At 46.5% G+C, this 16,060-nt stretch carries 16 protein-coding genes, 1 tRNA gene and 2 pseudogenes; 1 reads left to right on the plus strand and 18 read right to left on the minus strand.

Annotated elements, in window-relative coordinates; translation table 11 throughout:
- Nucleotides 1-17 precede the first annotated feature (17 nt).
- The 18 genes and pseudogenes from H740_RS09005 to H740_RS11755 form a co-directional block, all read right to left on the minus strand.
- Nucleotides 18-488: a FixH family protein gene (locus H740_RS09005; RefSeq protein ID WP_002953403.1), complete on the minus strand. Its 471-nt coding sequence runs from the start codon at nucleotides 486-488 to the stop codon at nucleotides 18-20.
- Nucleotides 481-1,014 carry a hypothetical protein gene (locus tag H740_RS09010; RefSeq protein ID WP_231679341.1) on the minus strand — a complete coding sequence of 178 codons (534 nt, stop codon included), beginning with the start codon at nucleotides 1,012-1,014 and terminating at the stop codon, nucleotides 481-483. Before H740_RS09010 ends, H740_RS09005 begins: the two co-directional genes overlap by 8 nt.
- A 411-nt stretch (nucleotides 1,015-1,425) precedes the next feature.
- Nucleotides 1,426-1,635 (minus strand): DUF4006 family protein, encoded by a 210-nt coding sequence (locus H740_RS09015; RefSeq protein ID WP_002949114.1) that lies wholly within the window; start codon nucleotides 1,633-1,635, stop codon nucleotides 1,426-1,428.
- Nucleotides 1,636-2,495 (minus strand): annotated as a pseudogene (locus tag H740_RS09020) (cbb3-type cytochrome c oxidase N-terminal domain-containing protein). It abuts the gene before it with no gap.
- Entirely contained in the window at nucleotides 2,495-2,716 is a 222-nt protein-coding gene (locus H740_RS09025; RefSeq protein ID WP_002949110.1) for a cytochrome c oxidase, cbb3-type, CcoQ subunit, read from the minus strand. Before H740_RS09025 ends, H740_RS09020 begins: the two are co-directional and overlap by 1 nt.
- 8 nt (nucleotides 2,717-2,724) lie before the next feature.
- Nucleotides 2,725-3,390: a cytochrome-c oxidase, cbb3-type subunit II gene (ccoO, locus tag H740_RS09030; protein ID WP_002953410.1), complete on the minus strand. Its 666-nt coding sequence runs from the start codon at nucleotides 3,388-3,390 to the stop codon at nucleotides 2,725-2,727.
- A pseudogene (gene ccoN / locus H740_RS09035) lies at nucleotides 3,383-4,864 on the minus strand (cytochrome-c oxidase, cbb3-type subunit I). Before ccoN ends, ccoO begins: the two are co-directional and overlap by 8 nt.
- A 98-nt stretch (nucleotides 4,865-4,962) precedes the next feature.
- Entirely contained in the window at nucleotides 4,963-5,640 is a 678-nt protein-coding gene (locus H740_RS09040) for a response regulator transcription factor (protein ID WP_002953411.1), read from the minus strand.
- Nucleotides 5,637-6,854: a PAS domain-containing sensor histidine kinase gene (locus H740_RS09045; RefSeq protein WP_002953412.1), complete on the minus strand. Its 1,218-nt coding sequence runs from the start codon at nucleotides 6,852-6,854 to the stop codon at nucleotides 5,637-5,639. The genes H740_RS09040 and H740_RS09045 overlap by 4 nt, the downstream gene beginning before the upstream one ends.
- The gene (locus H740_RS09050; RefSeq protein ID WP_002953413.1) at nucleotides 6,847-7,518 is read right to left on the minus strand and encodes a sulfite exporter TauE/SafE family protein; all 672 of its coding nucleotides are present in this window, start codon (nucleotides 7,516-7,518) and stop codon (nucleotides 6,847-6,849) included. The genes H740_RS09045 and H740_RS09050 overlap by 8 nt, the downstream gene beginning before the upstream one ends.
- A gap of 106 nt (nucleotides 7,519-7,624) precedes the next feature.
- On the minus strand, nucleotides 7,625-8,743 hold the full coding sequence (carA, locus tag H740_RS09055; RefSeq protein WP_002953415.1) for a glutamine-hydrolyzing carbamoyl-phosphate synthase small subunit: 1,119 nt from the start codon (nucleotides 8,741-8,743) through the stop codon (nucleotides 7,625-7,627).
- A complete protein-coding gene (locus tag H740_RS09060; protein WP_002949092.1) occupies nucleotides 8,740-9,291 on the minus strand; it encodes a DUF507 family protein in 552 nt (183 codons plus the stop codon). The genes carA and H740_RS09060 overlap by 4 nt, the downstream gene beginning before the upstream one ends.
- 314 nt (nucleotides 9,292-9,605) lie before the next feature.
- Nucleotides 9,606-10,235 (minus strand): MotE family protein, encoded by a 630-nt coding sequence (locus H740_RS09065; RefSeq protein ID WP_002953416.1) that lies wholly within the window; start codon nucleotides 10,233-10,235, stop codon nucleotides 9,606-9,608.
- Nucleotides 10,232-10,660 (minus strand): flagellar export protein FliJ, encoded by a 429-nt coding sequence (locus H740_RS09070; RefSeq protein ID WP_002953418.1) that lies wholly within the window; start codon nucleotides 10,658-10,660, stop codon nucleotides 10,232-10,234. Before H740_RS09070 ends, H740_RS09065 begins: the two co-directional genes overlap by 4 nt.
- Nucleotide 10,661: 1 nt before the next feature.
- On the minus strand, nucleotides 10,662-11,912 hold the full coding sequence (locus H740_RS09075; protein WP_002953419.1) for an adenylosuccinate synthase: 1,251 nt from the start codon (nucleotides 11,910-11,912) through the stop codon (nucleotides 10,662-10,664).
- Nucleotides 11,909-12,778 carry an ATP phosphoribosyltransferase regulatory subunit gene (locus tag H740_RS09080; RefSeq protein ID WP_002953420.1) on the minus strand — a complete coding sequence of 290 codons (870 nt, stop codon included), beginning with the start codon at nucleotides 12,776-12,778 and terminating at the stop codon, nucleotides 11,909-11,911. Before H740_RS09080 ends, H740_RS09075 begins: the two co-directional genes overlap by 4 nt.
- Nucleotides 12,775-15,027 carry a PAS domain S-box protein gene (locus H740_RS09085; RefSeq protein WP_231679343.1) on the minus strand — a complete coding sequence of 751 codons (2,253 nt, stop codon included), beginning with the start codon at nucleotides 15,025-15,027 and terminating at the stop codon, nucleotides 12,775-12,777. The genes H740_RS09080 and H740_RS09085 overlap by 4 nt, the downstream gene beginning before the upstream one ends.
- Before the next feature lie 83 nt (nucleotides 15,028-15,110).
- Nucleotides 15,111-15,208 (minus strand) — tRNA-Sec (locus H740_RS11755).
- A gap of 92 nt (nucleotides 15,209-15,300) precedes the next feature.
- On the opposite strand from H740_RS11755, the gene H740_RS09090 reads away from it, so the two are divergent.
- Nucleotides 15,301-15,909: a BON domain-containing protein gene (locus H740_RS09090; protein ID WP_002953423.1), complete on the plus strand. Its 609-nt coding sequence runs from the start codon at nucleotides 15,301-15,303 to the stop codon at nucleotides 15,907-15,909.
- Nucleotides 15,910-16,060: the final 151 nt, after the last annotated feature.

Here is a 16,060-nt window from a genome sequence, read left to right on the forward strand (position 1 = left end):
CTGAAAATCAAAGAAAACTAGCGCGCTTCGAAGTTAAATTTATAAAAGCCGGTGTCGTTTGCGTCGGAGATTTTTAGCAAAATTTGCCATCTACCTTTTTTTGGGAGCGTTACGGGCTGCGTTTTTAAAATTTGCCCGCCAAATTTGGCGTCTAAATTTTGATTTTGCTCGTTCGTCGCGGGCCTGGTTAGTAAAATCTCGTGAGTAAAATTTGACGCTACCGAGCCGTTTTTTGGCGTGACGGCAATCTTAAAGTATCCGCTTAATCCGTCAAATTCCAGCTCAAATTTAAGAGCGTACTTGGCGTCAAATCTGCGCTGGCTAGCCTCGATCTCGTTTATATTTTCATCGATGTTTTGGTAGCGCTCGAAGTAAAACTCGTCCATCTCCACGGGGTTTTTGACGGCTACGACTATGGTCGCTACGCAGGAGGCGACTATCAAAATAAGCGAGCCCACGATAGCATGAGGCCAGTAGTTTTTAGCCATTTTTCCTCCTAAATTTTCTAAACGCGGCGGCGCAAACGATGAGAGCGATAGAGCCGTAGATAAAAATCCTAAACGCATCAAGCGTCAGGCGGTTTTGGCTGCCGATAGCGTTTTGCAAGCTCACGCCCTTGCTCGCGGCGATCTGTTCGGCAAGATCCGCGTAGCCGTTTAGCACGGCGGCATTAAAGATATCTTTGCCGTTTTTGGACGCTAGTATGGGCAAAATAGAGCCAGAGCTTGGATACGGGCTTAAAATTTTCTCTTTATCAAAAAGCTTAAGCGTCTGGGCGTCGGCAAAAATTTCCACCTTGTGTTCAGCCTTAGCAAGCATCAAAAGCGCGTAAGGCGGAGTCAAATTTAGCTGAGCGGTCGCTTCTTTTAGCGTTTTGCCATCCAAGCTCTCGTAAACCGCAACCCCTGCAAATACGCCGATTTTGCTCGCTAGCTCCTGGCCTAAAACCGCGATTTTCTCGCTTACGGCCGGGCTTAAGATGTTTTGATTTACCAAGACTATCTCGCGAGGCAAATTTGAGCCATGCAGAGTCGCTGCGCCGCAAAAAATAAAAAGCAAAAAAATAAAAAATGCGCGGGTTAAATTTGCAAATTTGAGCACAGAGAAGCGGCGAAATGCAGTCAAATTTAAATTTAGAAAGCTCCTTGTAAATTTAACGCTCCGAAAAAAAGCGAGCGCAGTCAAATTTGAGCTAGTATAATTTATAAACTTCATCGGCCTAGTCGCGTATTTTCGCGCAAAAAGTAAAGCGAACCGCTAGGACTTAAACGTAAAATTTAAAAAAGAGCGGCAAGGTCTGCGCTCTTTGATTTATCAAATTTCATCCCACGAAAAGGTGATTTGGCGTTAGCACCGCCCACGCCGTAAATGCCGCCGCTGCAATAAGTCCGGCGACGATAAATTTTTCCAAAATCGCTTGCATAGCTACTCCTTCACGCGCACTTGCTTGGCGTTATCCGCGCTTTTCATCTTTAGCTCGGAGGCGTTTAGCGTGTATGGCTTTTGCGCGACTTCTTGCTGGAGCTTTATCGCGTAGTACGTGAGCGCCGCTAGGATCGCTAGTAGTAGCCCGGTCGCGATGAGTAGCCCCGTCACGCCGTGTAGACCGAAAACGTTTCGATTCGTGTTTTCCATTTATTCTCCTTTAGAAAGCGAGATGACGTACTCGCCGACGGCTTTTTGCTGTAAAGCGTTTAATCTGCCGTCGCTAAATTTAGGCATCGTACCGATAGCGCCCTTTTTACCGCGTTGTAATACATCCTCAACAAAGGACGCCGTGCCGTATTTAGATAGATCAGGAGAGTTGCCCTCCATGCCTTTGCCGTCCCCGCCGTGGCACGCCGCGCAGGTCCAAATAGCTCCTTGCCCTTTTCTACCAAATTTTCGTTTTTAGTCTTTTTTATACCCGAAATTTCCTTAGCGATGTAGGCCGCGATCGCCTTTGCGTCCTCTTCGTCGGCCATACCCGCAGGCATCTCGCCCATCGGATACTCTAGGCCTTTTGAGCCGTTCATTATCGTATCATATATCCCCTCTTCGCTACCCCATTTGGAAAAGTCTGCGGCCTTGCCGTTTATACCGTCGCCGGTTATGCCGTGGCAGGAGGAACACTGCACCAAAAACACGCTCTCGCCCATCGCGTGAAGCGTCTTGGCGTCTGGATTTGCGAAACTCTTTTCAAATTTAGCGTTTGCGGCGGCGACTTCTTCGTTGTATTCGCCGATTTGCGAGTAGGAGTTTACCGGATAGCCGGCGATCATATACCACAAGGCCCAGACGATGCATATCGCATAAACTATCGCCCAGCCCAGCGGTACGGGATTTTTGTACTCGCCTATGCCGTCCCAACTATGCTCGCTAAGCTCGCCGCCCTCTTTGGCGACTTTCATCTGCCTTACGTATTTGCCCGCCACGAACGCCGTTAGCGCGACGATAGCGACTGCGCCGACGAGAGCGAGTAAATTTACGTCGTCTTCCAAGTTAAACCATTGCATTATTTTTCCTTTTTAGCGTTTTGCTCTATGGACGCAGACTCTAAAATTTCCTCGTCGATACCGTCTTTTAGGGCGAGGTCGGAGTATCTTTCGTAGTTTCGCCTGCCGCTCTTTTCGGATCTATACAGATGAAAATAGTACCCGTAAAGAAGCGCGGCGCACACGGCTAGAAAGATAAAAGCTCCGTATCCTTGGATATCTCTTAGAGTCTGCGCATCCATAAATTCGCCTATTTTAAGCTATTTAGATAGGCGATGAGCGCCACTATCTCGCGGATCTCTCCGCGCTCAAAGGCCTTTTTGACCTCTTCATCTTTCATCTCTTCAACTATAGCGGCGGCTTCTTCTTTGGCGGCTGCTTGTGCCTGCTCGTAGGTGCCGAGTTTTGGCATGCCCTCTACGTCGTACGGTACGCCAAATACCTTTTTCGTCGTTACCGCTTCGCCGTATGCCGTCTCGATGTCTGCGTTGTTGCTAAAGTGATGCTTATAAGCAGGCATTATAGAACCGGGCACCACAGAGGTCGGCTCTTTCATGTGATTTTCGTGCCAGTCGGTAGTGCGGTAGTTACCCACGCGCCAAAGGTCGGGGCCGGTTCTCTTTGACCCCCAAAGATGCGGACGATCAAACGCATACTCGCCGCTAAGCGAATACATGCCGTATCTGTCGGTCTCGGCCTTAAAAGGACGAATTTGCTGCGTATGGCAGGCGTTACAGCTATCTTTCATATACACGTGCTTGCCAGCAAGCTGTAAAACCGTCGGCGGCTTGGTACCCTCTAGCGGCCTAGCTCTGTTGGCAAAATCAGGCAGTATCTCGATCACACCCGCATAGGCGATAAATATAAAAACCATAACTGCGAAAAAGAAGGGATTTTTCTCTAACCAACTAAACATTATCAACCTCCTTTACGCCCGCAGGACTAGCGCTTAGCGGCTCTTTTACGAGCGCTTTGGCGCCAAAACTCTTGTAGATATTATAAACAAATATAAAAAATCCTAGCAGATATAGCAGCCCGCCAACGGCTCTGATCCAGTAATACGGCACTATGTTTATCACCGTATCGATAAACGAGTAGGCTAAATTTCCGTATTCGTCGGTCGCGCGCCACATCATACCCTGTGTGATGCCCGCGATCCACATCGATGAAAAATAAAGCACTATGCCGATAGTCTGTATCCAAAACTGAATTTCCATCAAGGATTTTGAGTAAATTTCGCGTTTAAACACGCGCGGCGTCATGTGATAAAGCGCTGCCATCGTCATAAATCCAACCCAGCCTAGCGTACCGTCATGCACGTGGCCTGGTACCCAGTCGGTAAAGTGCGCGAGAGCATTTACTGATTTGATCGCTAAAATCGGCCCCTCAAGAGTCGAAAACATATAAAACGTCGAGCCTAAAATCATAAATTTAATAAGAGGATTTTCTCTAAGCTGCTGCCACTCGCCGCGCATCGTTAGAAGCATATTTATCGCAGACCCCCAAGACGGCAGTATCAAAACCACCGAAAACACGGAGCCCATCGTCTGCATCCAATCAGGCACCGCAGAGTAGATCAGATGGTGTCCGCCCGCCCAAAGGTAAAGGAACATGAGGCTCCAAAACGAGAAAATAGAAAGCTTGTAGGAAAATATCGGCTGACCGCTCTCTTTAGGGAGGAAGTAGTAAATTTGAGCGATTATCGGCACGGTAAACACGAACGCCACGGCGTTATGCCCGTACCACCACTGCACTAGCGCGTCGTTGGCTCCGGCGTACATCGAGACCGAGTGCCACCAGTTGCCGTAGCCAGAAACCAGCCTAGTCGGCACGGCCATGTTGTTAAACAAATAAAGCATCGCGATACCTAAAAACGTAGCGATAAAATACCAAACCGAGATATAAAGCGTTCTCTCGCGGCGGATACCGATAAGGCCGAATATACTAACGCCCCAAAGCACCCAAAGCACGACCACGCCGATATCTAGCGGCCACTCTAGCTCGGCGTACTCTTTTGACGTGCTAACGCCAGTAAAGAGGCTAAACACGCCGCCTGCCATAACCAGCATATATATCCAAAAGTGCAGTTTGCCAACCGTCATCAAAAACGGCGACTCGCTCATTGAGACCTTTAAAACCCTCTGTCAAATATAGTCCCACGTCGCAAATACGCCAGAGAGCATAAATCCGAATATCACGCCCGCCGTGTGCAGCGGTCTTAGGCGGCTAAAGGTGCCGTATTCGCCAGCGAGATAGTTTAGATCGGGATATGCCATCTGAAAGGCTATCAGCACGCCTATACCCATGCCGACTATCCCAAACAGTATCGTCGCGAACATAAAATACTTGGCGACCGTGTAGTCGTAGCTTAGCGCCCTGTCTAGTCGCATCGATATCCTCCTTTGTTTATTTTATTACGAAAATGTTATTTTACTAAAATTTAAGCGCAAAATCGCTTAATCGTTTTAAATTTACGCTACTTTAAATTTTACTTTTTCAGCTCGATTTTATAGCCTAGTCCCGGCGAGTTTTTGATAAGACCGGCGCCCACTTTATCGCGTATTCGCTTGATAAACGTCCTAACGGCAGGATCGTTTACCTTTTCGCCAAACCACACCACGTTTCTGATCTCCTCGGTTAAAACAAGCGTGCCGATACGTTTAACTAAAAGCGAGATAAAGGCCAGCTCTTTTTTCGTTAGCGCGATCTCTACGCCGTTTTTTACGAGTACTTTTTTGGTTTGATTAAAGGAATATCCGCCCGAAATCTCGATGATGTCCGCGCCTATGATTTTAGTTTTTACGATCTGCTCTAGCAGGGCGAAAAGCTCGTCCATGTCGATAGGCTTGATCACGTATTTATCGATACCCACGTCGATAGCTTTTAGCAGCTTTTCCTTTTCGCTATACGCGCTTAGGATCACTACTGGCGTGTTTTTTGAGAACTCTTTTATCTGCCTTGACATCTCAAGTCCGTCCATGATAGGCATCATGATGTCGGCTATCACGATATCGGGGCTAAATTTTTTAAATTTCTTAAGCCCTTCGTCGCCGTTTGAGGCCGATATGACCTTTTGAAATACGCCGCCAAAAACCTCTTGCATCGACTCCCTTATGCTATCCTCGTCCTCGACTAGCAGTAGCGTTAGCTCTTTAAAATTTTTCATTTTCCATCCTTTAGCGGCAGTTTTATCTCAAATTCCGCTCCAAATTTTACGTTTTTAGCGCCGGCGCTTCCGCCGTGATTTTTGGCTATGCTTTTTAGCATATATAGGCCGATACCGGTGCCTGCGCTCGGGTGCTTCGTGGTGAAATACGGCTCAAAAATCTTGTCCATTATCTCCTCTTTTATACCGCCGGCGTTATCCGTTACTCTTATGATAGCAAATTTATCCTTTGTTTCTAACGTTAGCGTTACTTTTTTATCGTCTTTTTTATTTGCCAGCGCATCTTTGGCGTTAGAAAGCAGGATAATCACGGCCTGACAAAGCTGCGACTCGAAACCATAAATTTGACCCTCGCTTTTTAGCTCCAAATTTACGTCTATGCCCTCTTTTTCGTAGGTTCCTTGTACCATTTTTAGCGCGTTTTCTACCGCAACCGAAGGCAAGAAAGCCTCCCTCTCGCGCTCGACGCTAAAGAAGCTTCTAAAATCCTCTATCGTCTGCGACATGCCCTTTATCACGCGCTTTGCGTGCTCGTAGCCGGCTTCAAATTTCTCGTTTGCTTTGACGCTCTCTTTTAGTTTAAAAAGCGTGATGCTAAGCTCATTTAGCGGCTGGCGCCACTGGTGAGCGATATTTGCGATCATCTCGCCCATCGAGGCTAGACGCGACTGCAAAAAGAGCATTTTGGTCTTTTCCTCGTTTTTCTTGATCTCGGCTTTTACCAAATTTTCTAGATTTTGGTTTAAATTTACGAGCTCCGCCGTCTGCTCGGCGACCCTGTTTTCGAGATTTTCATTTAAATTTAACAGCTCTTTTTTCGTCTTTTCAAGCTCGTTGTTGAGATTTATCACGTCCGTCACGTCGTATCTGATCGCAAGAAACTCCTCGATCTGCCCGCTTAAATTTAAAATCGGGATGATAGTCGTGTTTAGATAGACGTCGCGACCGTCTTTGGTGCGGTTTCTTATCGTGCCTTTGTGCACTTTTTTGGCTAAAATCGTATCCCAAAGCCGCGCAAAAACCTCCTTGGGCACCTCGGGATGGCGCACAATGTTGTGATTTGCGCCGATTAGCTCCTCGCGCGTAAAGCCCGACATCTTACAAAACTCGTCGTTTACGAAGGTGATAGTGCCGTTCGTGTCGGTTTTTGAGACGATGTTACTAGCCTCGATAGCCTCTTGATACTGTCTAAATCTTGCTTTGATGTTATCCATTGCTCGCCGTAAATCCTATAAAAGATAGATAAATTCCGTAAATTATTATCGCCGCGCCGCTTAAATTTAGCGCGTGTTTTTTAAATTTTTCGCTCGCGGCTTTTAAAACCAGCGCGTAAAAACTCATCGCAAAAAAGCTGACCGCGCCAAAAGTCGCGGCGATGGCTACGCCCTTTGCCCCGCTGCCGCTAGCCACGGCTAAAGCTAAAAAATAATAAACTACCCCGCACGGCAGCAGCCCGTTTAAAAACCCGAGCGCTAAAAACCCCGACACGCTATTTTTGGCGATCGCGGCTTTCATTTTTTCGTTTAAAATTTTGGATAAAAATACGTTTTTCTCGATGAAATTTAACACAGCTCCGCGCCTAATAAGCGCGACGCCCAAAACCGCCATAAAAACGCCGATAGCAAAAAACAGGTAGCCTCGCGCCGCAAGAGATAGCGTAAAAACGCCGCCAAGCGACCCGAAAATAAAGCCAAGTAGCATATAAGCGCAAATTCGAGCTAGGTTGTACCCCGCTATCATCGCTACGCTAAAAATTTTACCTTTGCCGTTCAAAAAGCGTGCCAGCGCGATAGCAAAACCGCCGCACATACCCACGCAGTGGCCAACCGAGCTAAGCGCCGCGACGCTCAATACCCCAACAAATTCCGCGCCGCTCATCAAATTTGACCGATAAATTTCATTTGTGAATTTTAGTCGCGCCGAGGTTAAATTCGGCTCGCAAATTTAGCCCTAAATTTAACTCAAATTTGACCGCGACTAGCAACTATAAAATTTCTAAAAATTGTTTAAAGATATATTTGCTCTCGCTCGGCCCGCCGCTAGCCTCGGGGTGATGCTGCACCGAAAATACCGGATAATCCTTGTACTTCACGCCCTCGATCGTGCCGTCGAAAAGATTTCTATGCGTGATCTCGGCAACCTGCGCGATCTCCTCTGGAACATTGTAGTTGTGATTTTGCGCCGTTATTTCGACTGCTTTGGTTTGCAAATTTAAAACCGGGTGATTTGCGCCGTGCTGACCGAATTTTAGCTTGTACGTCTCAAAGCCAAATGCGTTGCTAAGCAGCTGATGTCCGAGGCAAATGCCAAAAATCGGCACTCGCGCCTCGATCAGCTTTTTTATCTGCGCGATCTCGTTTTTTAGGGCCTTTGGCTCGCCCGGGCCGTTTGAGAGAAAGACGCCGTTTATCTCGCCGCTTTTAAATTTAGCGATGAGCTCGTCTGCTTGCACGTAGTGTGGGTAAATTTGCGTCTCAAGGCCGGTTTCGCAAAGCTCGTTTAGGATGTTTCGCTTTACGCCGTAGTCGATGACGGCGATCTTTTTGCCATTTGATTTTAGCGGAGCGTATGATTTGCTCGCGTGATCCCAGCCACCCTTTTCGTGAGCGTAAATTTGCTCGGTGCTCACCTTTGCTACGTAGTTTATCTCTGAGATTCTAGGCGAGTTTTCCAGAAGCTTTTTTAGCTCTTTTTCGTCTGAAATTTCAGTCGAGATCACCGCATGTAGCGCGCCGTTATCGCGCAGCATCTTGGTTAAAAATCTAGTGTCGACATCATAAACGCCAAATTTGCCCTGTTCTTTGAAAAATTCTTCCAAGCTTTTTTGCGAACGGAAATTTGACGGCGTAGCGTTAAAATCTCTCACCAAAACGCCGCTAGCGTGGATTTTCGCGCTCTCCATATCGTCCTCGTTTACGCCTACTATGCCGATTTCCGGCATGGTAAAAACGATAAACTGCCCCGCGTAGCTAGGATCGCTCATGATCTCCTGATAGCCGGTTAGGCTTGTGTTAAAGACCATTTCGCCGCTAGCCGTACCGCTCGCGCCAAAGGCCTTCGCCTGCAAAAAAACGCCGTTTTCAAGGTAGATATAAGCTCTCACAGCATGCCTCGTTTTCTTAGTTCGTCCTCGTACAGCCGCTCAAATACGATGTCGTACTCCTCGGTACCCGGGATTAGTTTGCGCTTGTAGCCGTCGATCTTGTCGATGACCACGTCTTGTAAAATTTCATACGTTTTTAGATACTCTTCGATCGAGCCATAGATGATGTTTTTGATACGATTTTCGGAAACCGTGTAGTCGATGAGCCCCTTTTTCCAAGCGCTTTCTAGCACGAGGTGAGCGACGTTGCTAAAGCGGTCTTCGTACGTAAGTATCACGCCGTACTCTTTGGCCAGCTTCTTTTTTACGAGCCAAAACATATTTTTTCTATCGACTTGCATGCTCTCCATGTCGTCTTCGTTCTCGGCGAGTACCTCGTTTACGCGCTCTTCAAGCGCCTTTTCTTTTTGTAAATCGTTATCTAAAATTTCTTTCGCGCATGCCGCTACGGGCTCTACTCCGCGCGTTAAATTTACGAATCCGGACTTTAATAAATCAATAGCTATTTTGTGCGCGATGTAGGGTGTGTGTGGGAGTTTTATACGCATTTTTACCTCTCTTTTTGGGCTTGATTTTAACCAAAATTTGGTAAGAAATACCTAAAATCTCACGGAGTTTTTGTTTTGACGGGCGTTTGTTTTAAGTAAAATTTGAAGCAAAATTTGACGCTCGGATAAAAATGCTTTTAAGACTGAGTACTATTTAAATTTAGGCTTTAGCGTTAAATTTGACGGCGGTACAATTTAACTTTTGGAGTCAAATTTGACCGCCAAAGGCACATTTAGCTTTCGCGTTATCCGAGCAAATTTGAGCTCAAATTTAGACGCAAACCGAGATAAATTTAGAGCGTTATAGCCCAAATTTACAAATTTAGCAGATTTCCCGCCGGGCCGTCTGGCGAGGTCGGAGAGACTTCCTGCGTTACGTTTTTTTCGGCTTTTATAAATGGCGGGCCTTGCTTGATTAAGAGCGTGATTTCAGACGCCGCGGCAGGCTCCATTTTAGCCATTATCGCAGAGATTTTTTTAGGGCTTAGCGAGTACATGATGCTAGCCGCGTCCGCCCTATCCATCGCGCTTAACACGTCTGCGGCGGCTTGATCTTTCATCTTGCCGTAGGTCTCGCCAACCTTGTCGCTAGTCATAGTTTTTAGCTCTTTTACGATTTCCTCGTTTTTCTTTATCAGCTGCTCGGTCTGCTTTTTTTCCTCTTGCACGCGGGCTAGAGTTGCGTTTATCTCGGCCTCCTTGACGGCTAGCTTGGCGTTTCGCTCCTCAAAAAGCGCCGCCGAACTCGCTCTAAAAGCCTCCAAACTCTGCCTTGCTTCGTCTATTTTAGCAAGCTCTCTTTTTAGCTCGTCTTTTCTGGTTTCAAAGATCGAAACGCAGTCCACCGGGATCTTAAAGCCGCTTTGACTCGCGCTTTGAGCGTTTACGTCGTTTGCGCCCCAAACGCATAAATTTAAAGTTAGTAAAATCAAAATTTTTTTCAAGCTTTCGCCTCTTTTTGCCTAGTAAAATTCATCGTCGCAAACTCGTCCAGAGCCGCCGCTTCGGCCTTTTTTATCTTTTCTATTTGCGCGCTAAAGTCCTGCATTTGCAGGTATTTCATCTTTTCGTACTCCAAATTTGCCGCCTTATGCTGCCGCTCGAGGTGCGCGATGTTTTTTTTCATTAGCTCGAGCCGCTCGGTTAGCAGATTTTTTTCTCGCCGCATCGCGCCAAGAAGCTCTAGCGAACCGCGCAGATCGGCCGCAGAGCCGCTGGATGGCATTTCAAATTTTGAAATTTGCTCGGCAGCCTGCGCTATTAAGCCCTCTATCATCGCGGCTTCATTTCTGGTTCTTGCTAAATTTAGCTCGATTTTGTCTAAATTTCGCTTTTTTATATTTACGATTTGCGTAAATTTGCTTTTCATCTTAGCGGACTATCGTGTCTTCGCGCTCCGGGCTCGTGGAAACGATGCCGACCTTTACGCCCGTGATCTCCTCGATGCGCTTGATAAAGGCCTTTGCATTTGCGGGAAGATCCTCAAATTTACGCGCTCCTTCTACCTTATCCCAGCCGTCAAGCTCCTCGTAGACCGGTTTTACGCCCTCTAAGTCGCTTGGGAAATACTCGATTATCTTGCCGTTTTTCTCGTAGGCTTTGCAGATTTTTACCTTTTTAAAGCCGTCTAAAACGTCAAGCTTCATTAGCGCAAATTTATCCACGCCGTCAAGTCTCGCCGCGTATCTCACGCCAACCGCGTCAAACCAGCCCGTGCGGCGCGGTCTGCCCGTAGTAGCACCGTATTCGCGTCCGATATCGCGTATCTTTTCGCCGTCCTCGCCCATATCCTCGGTCGGGAAAGCGCCGTTGCCAACGCGCGTGGTATAGGCTTTGATGATGCCGATTACCTCGCCGACGTTTTTAGGGCTTAGTCCGATGCCGCTGCAGCTGCCTGCGGTTACGGTGTTTGAGCTGGTTACGAAAGGATACGTTCCGTGATCGATGTCTAGCAGCGTACCCTGCGCGCCTTCTAGCAAGATTTTCTTATCCGCGTCTATCGCATCCCACACCATATGCGTGGTATCAACGATAAATTTACCCAGCGCCGCCTCGTAGCTCTTTAGCTCACCCAAAAGCTCATCGCGAGCAGGCGCTTTGACGCCTAAAACGTCTAAAAACGCTTTATTTGCCGCAAAATCGGCCAGAATCGCGTCGCAAAGCTTTTCGGGATTTTTTAGCTCACCGACTCGGTGTCCGCTACGGCTGATTTTGTCGCTATACGCAGGTCCTATGCCCTTGCCCGTCGTGCCGATAGCGTGCGCGCCTTTGGCTTTTTCTTTAGCTTGGTCGATTTGCGCGTGATAAGGCAAATTTAAATGCGCCTTGTCGCTGATAAACAGCCGTCCCGAGACGTCTCCAAACTGCTTTAACTCCTCGATTATCGCGGCCGGGCAGAGTACGACGCCGTTGCCAATGATGTTGATTATATTTTTATGAAGTATGCCCGATGGAACCTGATGCAGCGCGATTTTCTTGCCCTCTACGACGATCGTGTGACCCGCGTTGTGTCCGCCCTGACACCTGCACACCATATCGTAGCCGCCGCTTAGCAAATCTACGATCTTGCCCTTGCCTTCGTCTCCCCACTGCACGCCCACTATCACGTCAGCTTTGCTCATACTCTCTCCTTTTGATCTAAATTTTCGATTAACGCGTCGGTATATACGCCAAAACCGCTGCTTTTGATACCCTCTATCTCGTAGTTGCCGCCGCCGCTTAGCACGGCATTGCCGCCTAAAAATCTAAAAAACAGCTTGTCGTAATACCGCATCTTTGAATAATATAACGGAACAATTCTTAAATTTTCATATTTTACCGCCTGCGCCAGCTCTTTTATCTCCAGTAGCGCAGTTTTTATCTCGTCAGGTACTACCGGCAAAATCTCGTCGATATCTGCGACCGTATTTACGAAGGCTAGCCTTTTTAGCCACTCCTCGTTTTGGTTTAGGATTTTTTCGATCTCGCCGTGCTCAAATATCGAAATAGGTAAATTTAGCAGCCTACACACAATCTGCGGGATCGCGATGTGGCTGATTTGCAGCACGGGCGCGAGGTCAAACGACTCAAAAAGCTCCTTTGCGATCTTGACGCTGGTAGCCAGATCGCTCTCGCCGATTAGCTCGGCGCCGATTTGATAGATTTCAGTGCTCGGATACTTAAAAACCGGCTGGATGTAAAACCAGCGTTTAGGTTCGGTATCTTTTAGGCGTCTAAGCACGATGCGTACGACATCCACGGTGCTATCGGCGCGCAGGCTGATTTGGTGATTTTCGTGATCGCTAAAACGCACCAGAGCCGTCGGCTGTACGCTTAGGTGCTGATGATACGAGAAAAATGGCGTCACGATCTCGTGAAATCCATTTTTCTCCAAAATTTCACTCGCCGCGCGCTCAATCTTTCTTTTTAGTTTCGCGCTTTGTCCGAAATACAGCCTCGCGCCGCTTGGTATTTCGTGCTCGTAAACGCTCGCGTCAAATTCGCTCACTCTTGCTCCTTTGCTTTTGATTCGTCCGTGTTTGCCTCCGGCTCTCTCCATGGTAGCTCGTGAAACGCCGCTACGAAGTAGCTAGGCTTTGAGCCGCTGTAAACGGTCGCAATATCAAGCTGCTCGAGATAAATTTCGCCGTTCTTGCGCTTGTTGTAGATTTCCCTACTATAAAAGCCCTTCGTTAGCAAGCTTTGCCACATATGCTCGTAAAATTTAGCATCGTGTACGCCTGATTTTAGTAAATTTGACGGCTTGCCGATGGCTTCTTCTTTGGTGTAGCCGCTCATCTTACAAAATGCTTCGTTGGCGTCTAAAAATACTCCGTCTAGCCCGACTACGGCGACGGCTTCTTGCGCGTTTGCAAACAAGCTTAAAATCGTATTTTTATACGCGTACTCTTTGCTATCGTTTAGTCGCGCTATCTCCATGCCTGTTTTTGCGGTCAAATTTGCCGCCAGCTTGCTCTCGATGAAATACCCGATCACCTCATCCACGGTTTTGCCGTCTTTTGAGATAAATTTGATAAATACGCTGCAGTTTATGACCTCTAAATTTTTCCTTATCAGCCTGCAAGATTGTAGCGACTCGTTCTCTTTTTTGAGCGAAGCCGCGTTAAATAGGCTAAATTTGATGTTAAATTCATTCGCGAGCCTATCTCGGTCATCTGAATGGATGATGTTTTTAAACTCAAATTCATTTGAGAGTATTTCGCTTTTTTTGTATCCCAATGCGCGCTCTATATTGTCCGAAACGCTTGATATATCGCCTATAAAGCGGTCCTTCCAAACCACGCTAAACAGCGGCGAGTGAGCGTCTATCTCGCTTTGCTTTTGCGCGTTTTTCTTTAGAGCATTGCTCTTCGTAACGTCTTTTACGACGCAAAAGCCGATCTTTTCGCCGTTAGATAGCTCGTAGTTTTGCTTGTAGATGCGCACCTGTTTTATCTCGCCACCCTCGGCAAAATGGTTCGTTTCGTAAATTTCGCCTTCGCCTTCTTGCTGCGTTTTCATATCGGTCAAATTTGACGCATTTAGCTCGGCTAAATTTTTGCTTTTTATCGCTTCCTCGCTAAATCCGTAAAACTCGCACGCCCTCGCGCTTGCCTCGACGATCCTGCCGCTTTTTGCGTCGATTAGCAGTAAGATAAAAGGTCCTTTTTCAAACAAAAATCCGAATTTACGCGAATACTCCTCAAATTTCGCCTTTTTCTCGCCGAAATCTCCGTAAAATTTGACGATCTCGTCCGAGATTTGATCAAATTCTTCTACCGAGCCGAATTTCGCGTATGCTTTGATCTCCTCGCCGTCGCCGGCTTTTGCGACTAAATTTTTGATAGATAAAACGGGCTTTATGACGGAGTTTTTGACGAATTTGACGTAACGAATCGTAAAGATAGCACCCACGGCCAAAAATGCAACGCAGATTAGTAAAAATATTAAATTTTCTTTTACGAATTTACCCATAGAATAGCTTGAAACCACGGCTAAACCGATCCCGGGAACTTTTTGGATATAATAAATCTCGCTATTTAGCGAGCCTAAATTTGCAAATTTTACTTCGTCGCTGTCTAGATAATCAACGTCCACGTCGTAAAGATCAAAGATGTTTTTGCGCTCTAAAACTAGCTCGGGGTTTTGGTGAAATACGATTCTGCCGCTTTTATCTATCGCGAACGAATTTACGCCGATCCTCTCGTATCCGCGCGCAAACTCCTCGTAAATCGCCGTAAAGCGTATGAGCGTAGCCACCATTTTGCCGTTTTTCATCTTTTTTGCGACGAGTCTCGTCGGTACGTCGCTTTTGTCAAACATAAACTCTGATCTTAAAATTTTATCCTCAGGCTCGTTTTCCCAAGGCTTTGATAGGAAAAAAGCGGAGTACGTGTCGCGCAAATTTTCATCGCTGACAAACTCTATCTCGCCGCGTTCGTTTACGACGAAAAAGGCCATGTATTCGTTATTGTTTTTTACGGCAAAGTCGAAAATAACATTTGCGTCAAATTCGGGCGCATCGATGTATATTTCGATAAGCCTTAGCTCGTTATTTATGATTGAGGCGCGCTCTTTGAGGAAAATTTTAAAGTTAGAATTCGCAGCGTAAATATCCTCTTTTACGCCTTCAAATTTTAAATTTAACCCAAAGCTAGCAGCGCATATCAGAAATACAGCGGTAGCAAAAAGCACCACGTATATCCTGCCTAAAACGGCGCGTGCGAGAGGAAATTTAGAGGCGGATGAACTAACCAAAAAAAAAAACTTAAATTAATTTAATATAAACGGCTTATTGTAGCTGAATTTTGCTTGTTTTAAGATAATAAACGTAGAAGTTTTGGCGAGAGGATGAGAGAATCGAACTCCCCGCGAAGCGGTCAACCGCCCCGCCATCGGATTTGAAGTCCGCGAGCGCCACCAGATCGCTTTATCCTCCGCGTCGTTGGATGATGAGCGCGATTATAACTAAATTTATATAAATTTTAGTTTGATTTCTATAGTATTTGGAGAAAATTTTATAGGTCGGCGATGAAAAAGCTATTTGTGCGATTTTTTTTAAAAAACCTTCTCATTTTTTCGCCGATTTTTTTCCTTGGCGGTTGCCTCGAGCTCTTTACGACCGTGACGCCGCTAACGGGCATAAACGTCTACGACGCCTACCAGATCAGCAAAGACGAGCGCGGCATATATTCGATAACGAAAGATAAATTTATAAAAACAAAAATCCAGACTAAAATTTTAGCCTCAAGCGGGCTTAGCAACCTAAACGTGGATGTCGAGAGCTTTTACGGCGACGTGTATCTCATCGGCGTGGTGCCTGACGCCGAGCACAAAACCAAACTCGTAGAACTAGCCAAAAATACCGACGGCGTGAGCAAAATCTACACGTATATTAGATTCCCTAGCGACGGCGGCGAATGCGAAAGCAACCTCGCCATAATGTTAAATTTAAAAAATAATTTTTTTAAAGATAGCATAATCAGCGGCACAAGCGTGAGAGTGAGCGTAGTGCAATGCAACGTCGTATTTACCGGCATCATCACCGATATCGAGCAGGAAAAACACGCGATCTGGTACGCCAAGCACATCGACGGGGTGAGAGACGTTTACTCTTTTCTTAAAGTTATGAAAGAGTAGTTTTTCCTTCAAATTTGAGTCAAATTTGAAGCGCCCAGGTCTATACAGTACGTTTTAAATTTATGCAGTCAAATTTGCAAATTTACCAGGACAAGAGACAAATATTCTAGACAGAATAGGCGTAGTTTAAATAGTTTTTGATTAGGCGTGA

The sequence above is a fragment of the Campylobacter showae CC57C genome (assembly GCF_000344295.2).
Lineage (GTDB): Bacteria > Campylobacterota > Campylobacteria > Campylobacterales > Campylobacteraceae > Campylobacter_A > Campylobacter_A showae_B.

What these genes read in the sequence shown, in the direction of transcription:
- ccoO (WP_002953410.1), bottom strand. Translation starts at nt 3,390, where the DNA reads ATGTTTAGTTGGTTAGAGAAAAATCCCTTCTTTTTCGCAGTTATGGTT.
- H740_RS09040 (WP_002953411.1), bottom strand. Translation starts at nt 5,640, where the DNA reads ATGAAAAATTTTAAAGAGCTAACGCTACTGCTAGTCGAGGACGAGGAT.
- H740_RS09005 (WP_002953403.1), bottom strand. Translation starts at nt 488, where the DNA reads ATGGCTAAAAACTACTGGCCTCATGCTATCGTGGGCTCGCTTATTTTG.
- H740_RS09075 (WP_002953419.1), bottom strand. Translation starts at nt 11,912, where the DNA reads ATGAGCAAAGCTGACGTGATAGTGGGCGTGCAGTGGGGAGACGAAGGC.
- H740_RS09025 (WP_002949110.1), bottom strand. Translation starts at nt 2,716, where the DNA reads ATGGATGCGCAGACTCTAAGAGATATCCAAGGATACGGAGCTTTTATC.
- H740_RS09060 (WP_002949092.1), bottom strand. Translation starts at nt 9,291, where the DNA reads ATGCGTATAAAACTCCCACACACACCCTACATCGCGCACAAAATAGCT.
- H740_RS09045 (WP_002953412.1), bottom strand. Translation starts at nt 6,854, where the DNA reads ATGGATAACATCAAAGCAAGATTTAGACAGTATCAAGAGGCTATCGAG.
- H740_RS09070 (WP_002953418.1), bottom strand. Translation starts at nt 10,660, where the DNA reads ATGAAAAGCAAATTTACGCAAATCGTAAATATAAAAAAGCGAAATTTA.
- H740_RS09015 (WP_002949114.1), bottom strand. Translation starts at nt 1,635, where the DNA reads ATGGAAAACACGAATCGAAACGTTTTCGGTCTACACGGCGTGACGGGG.
- H740_RS09050 (WP_002953413.1), bottom strand. Translation starts at nt 7,518, where the DNA reads ATGAGCGGCGCGGAATTTGTTGGGGTATTGAGCGTCGCGGCGCTTAGC.
- H740_RS09090 (WP_002953423.1), top strand. Translation starts at nt 15,301, where the DNA reads ATGAAAAAGCTATTTGTGCGATTTTTTTTAAAAAACCTTCTCATTTTT.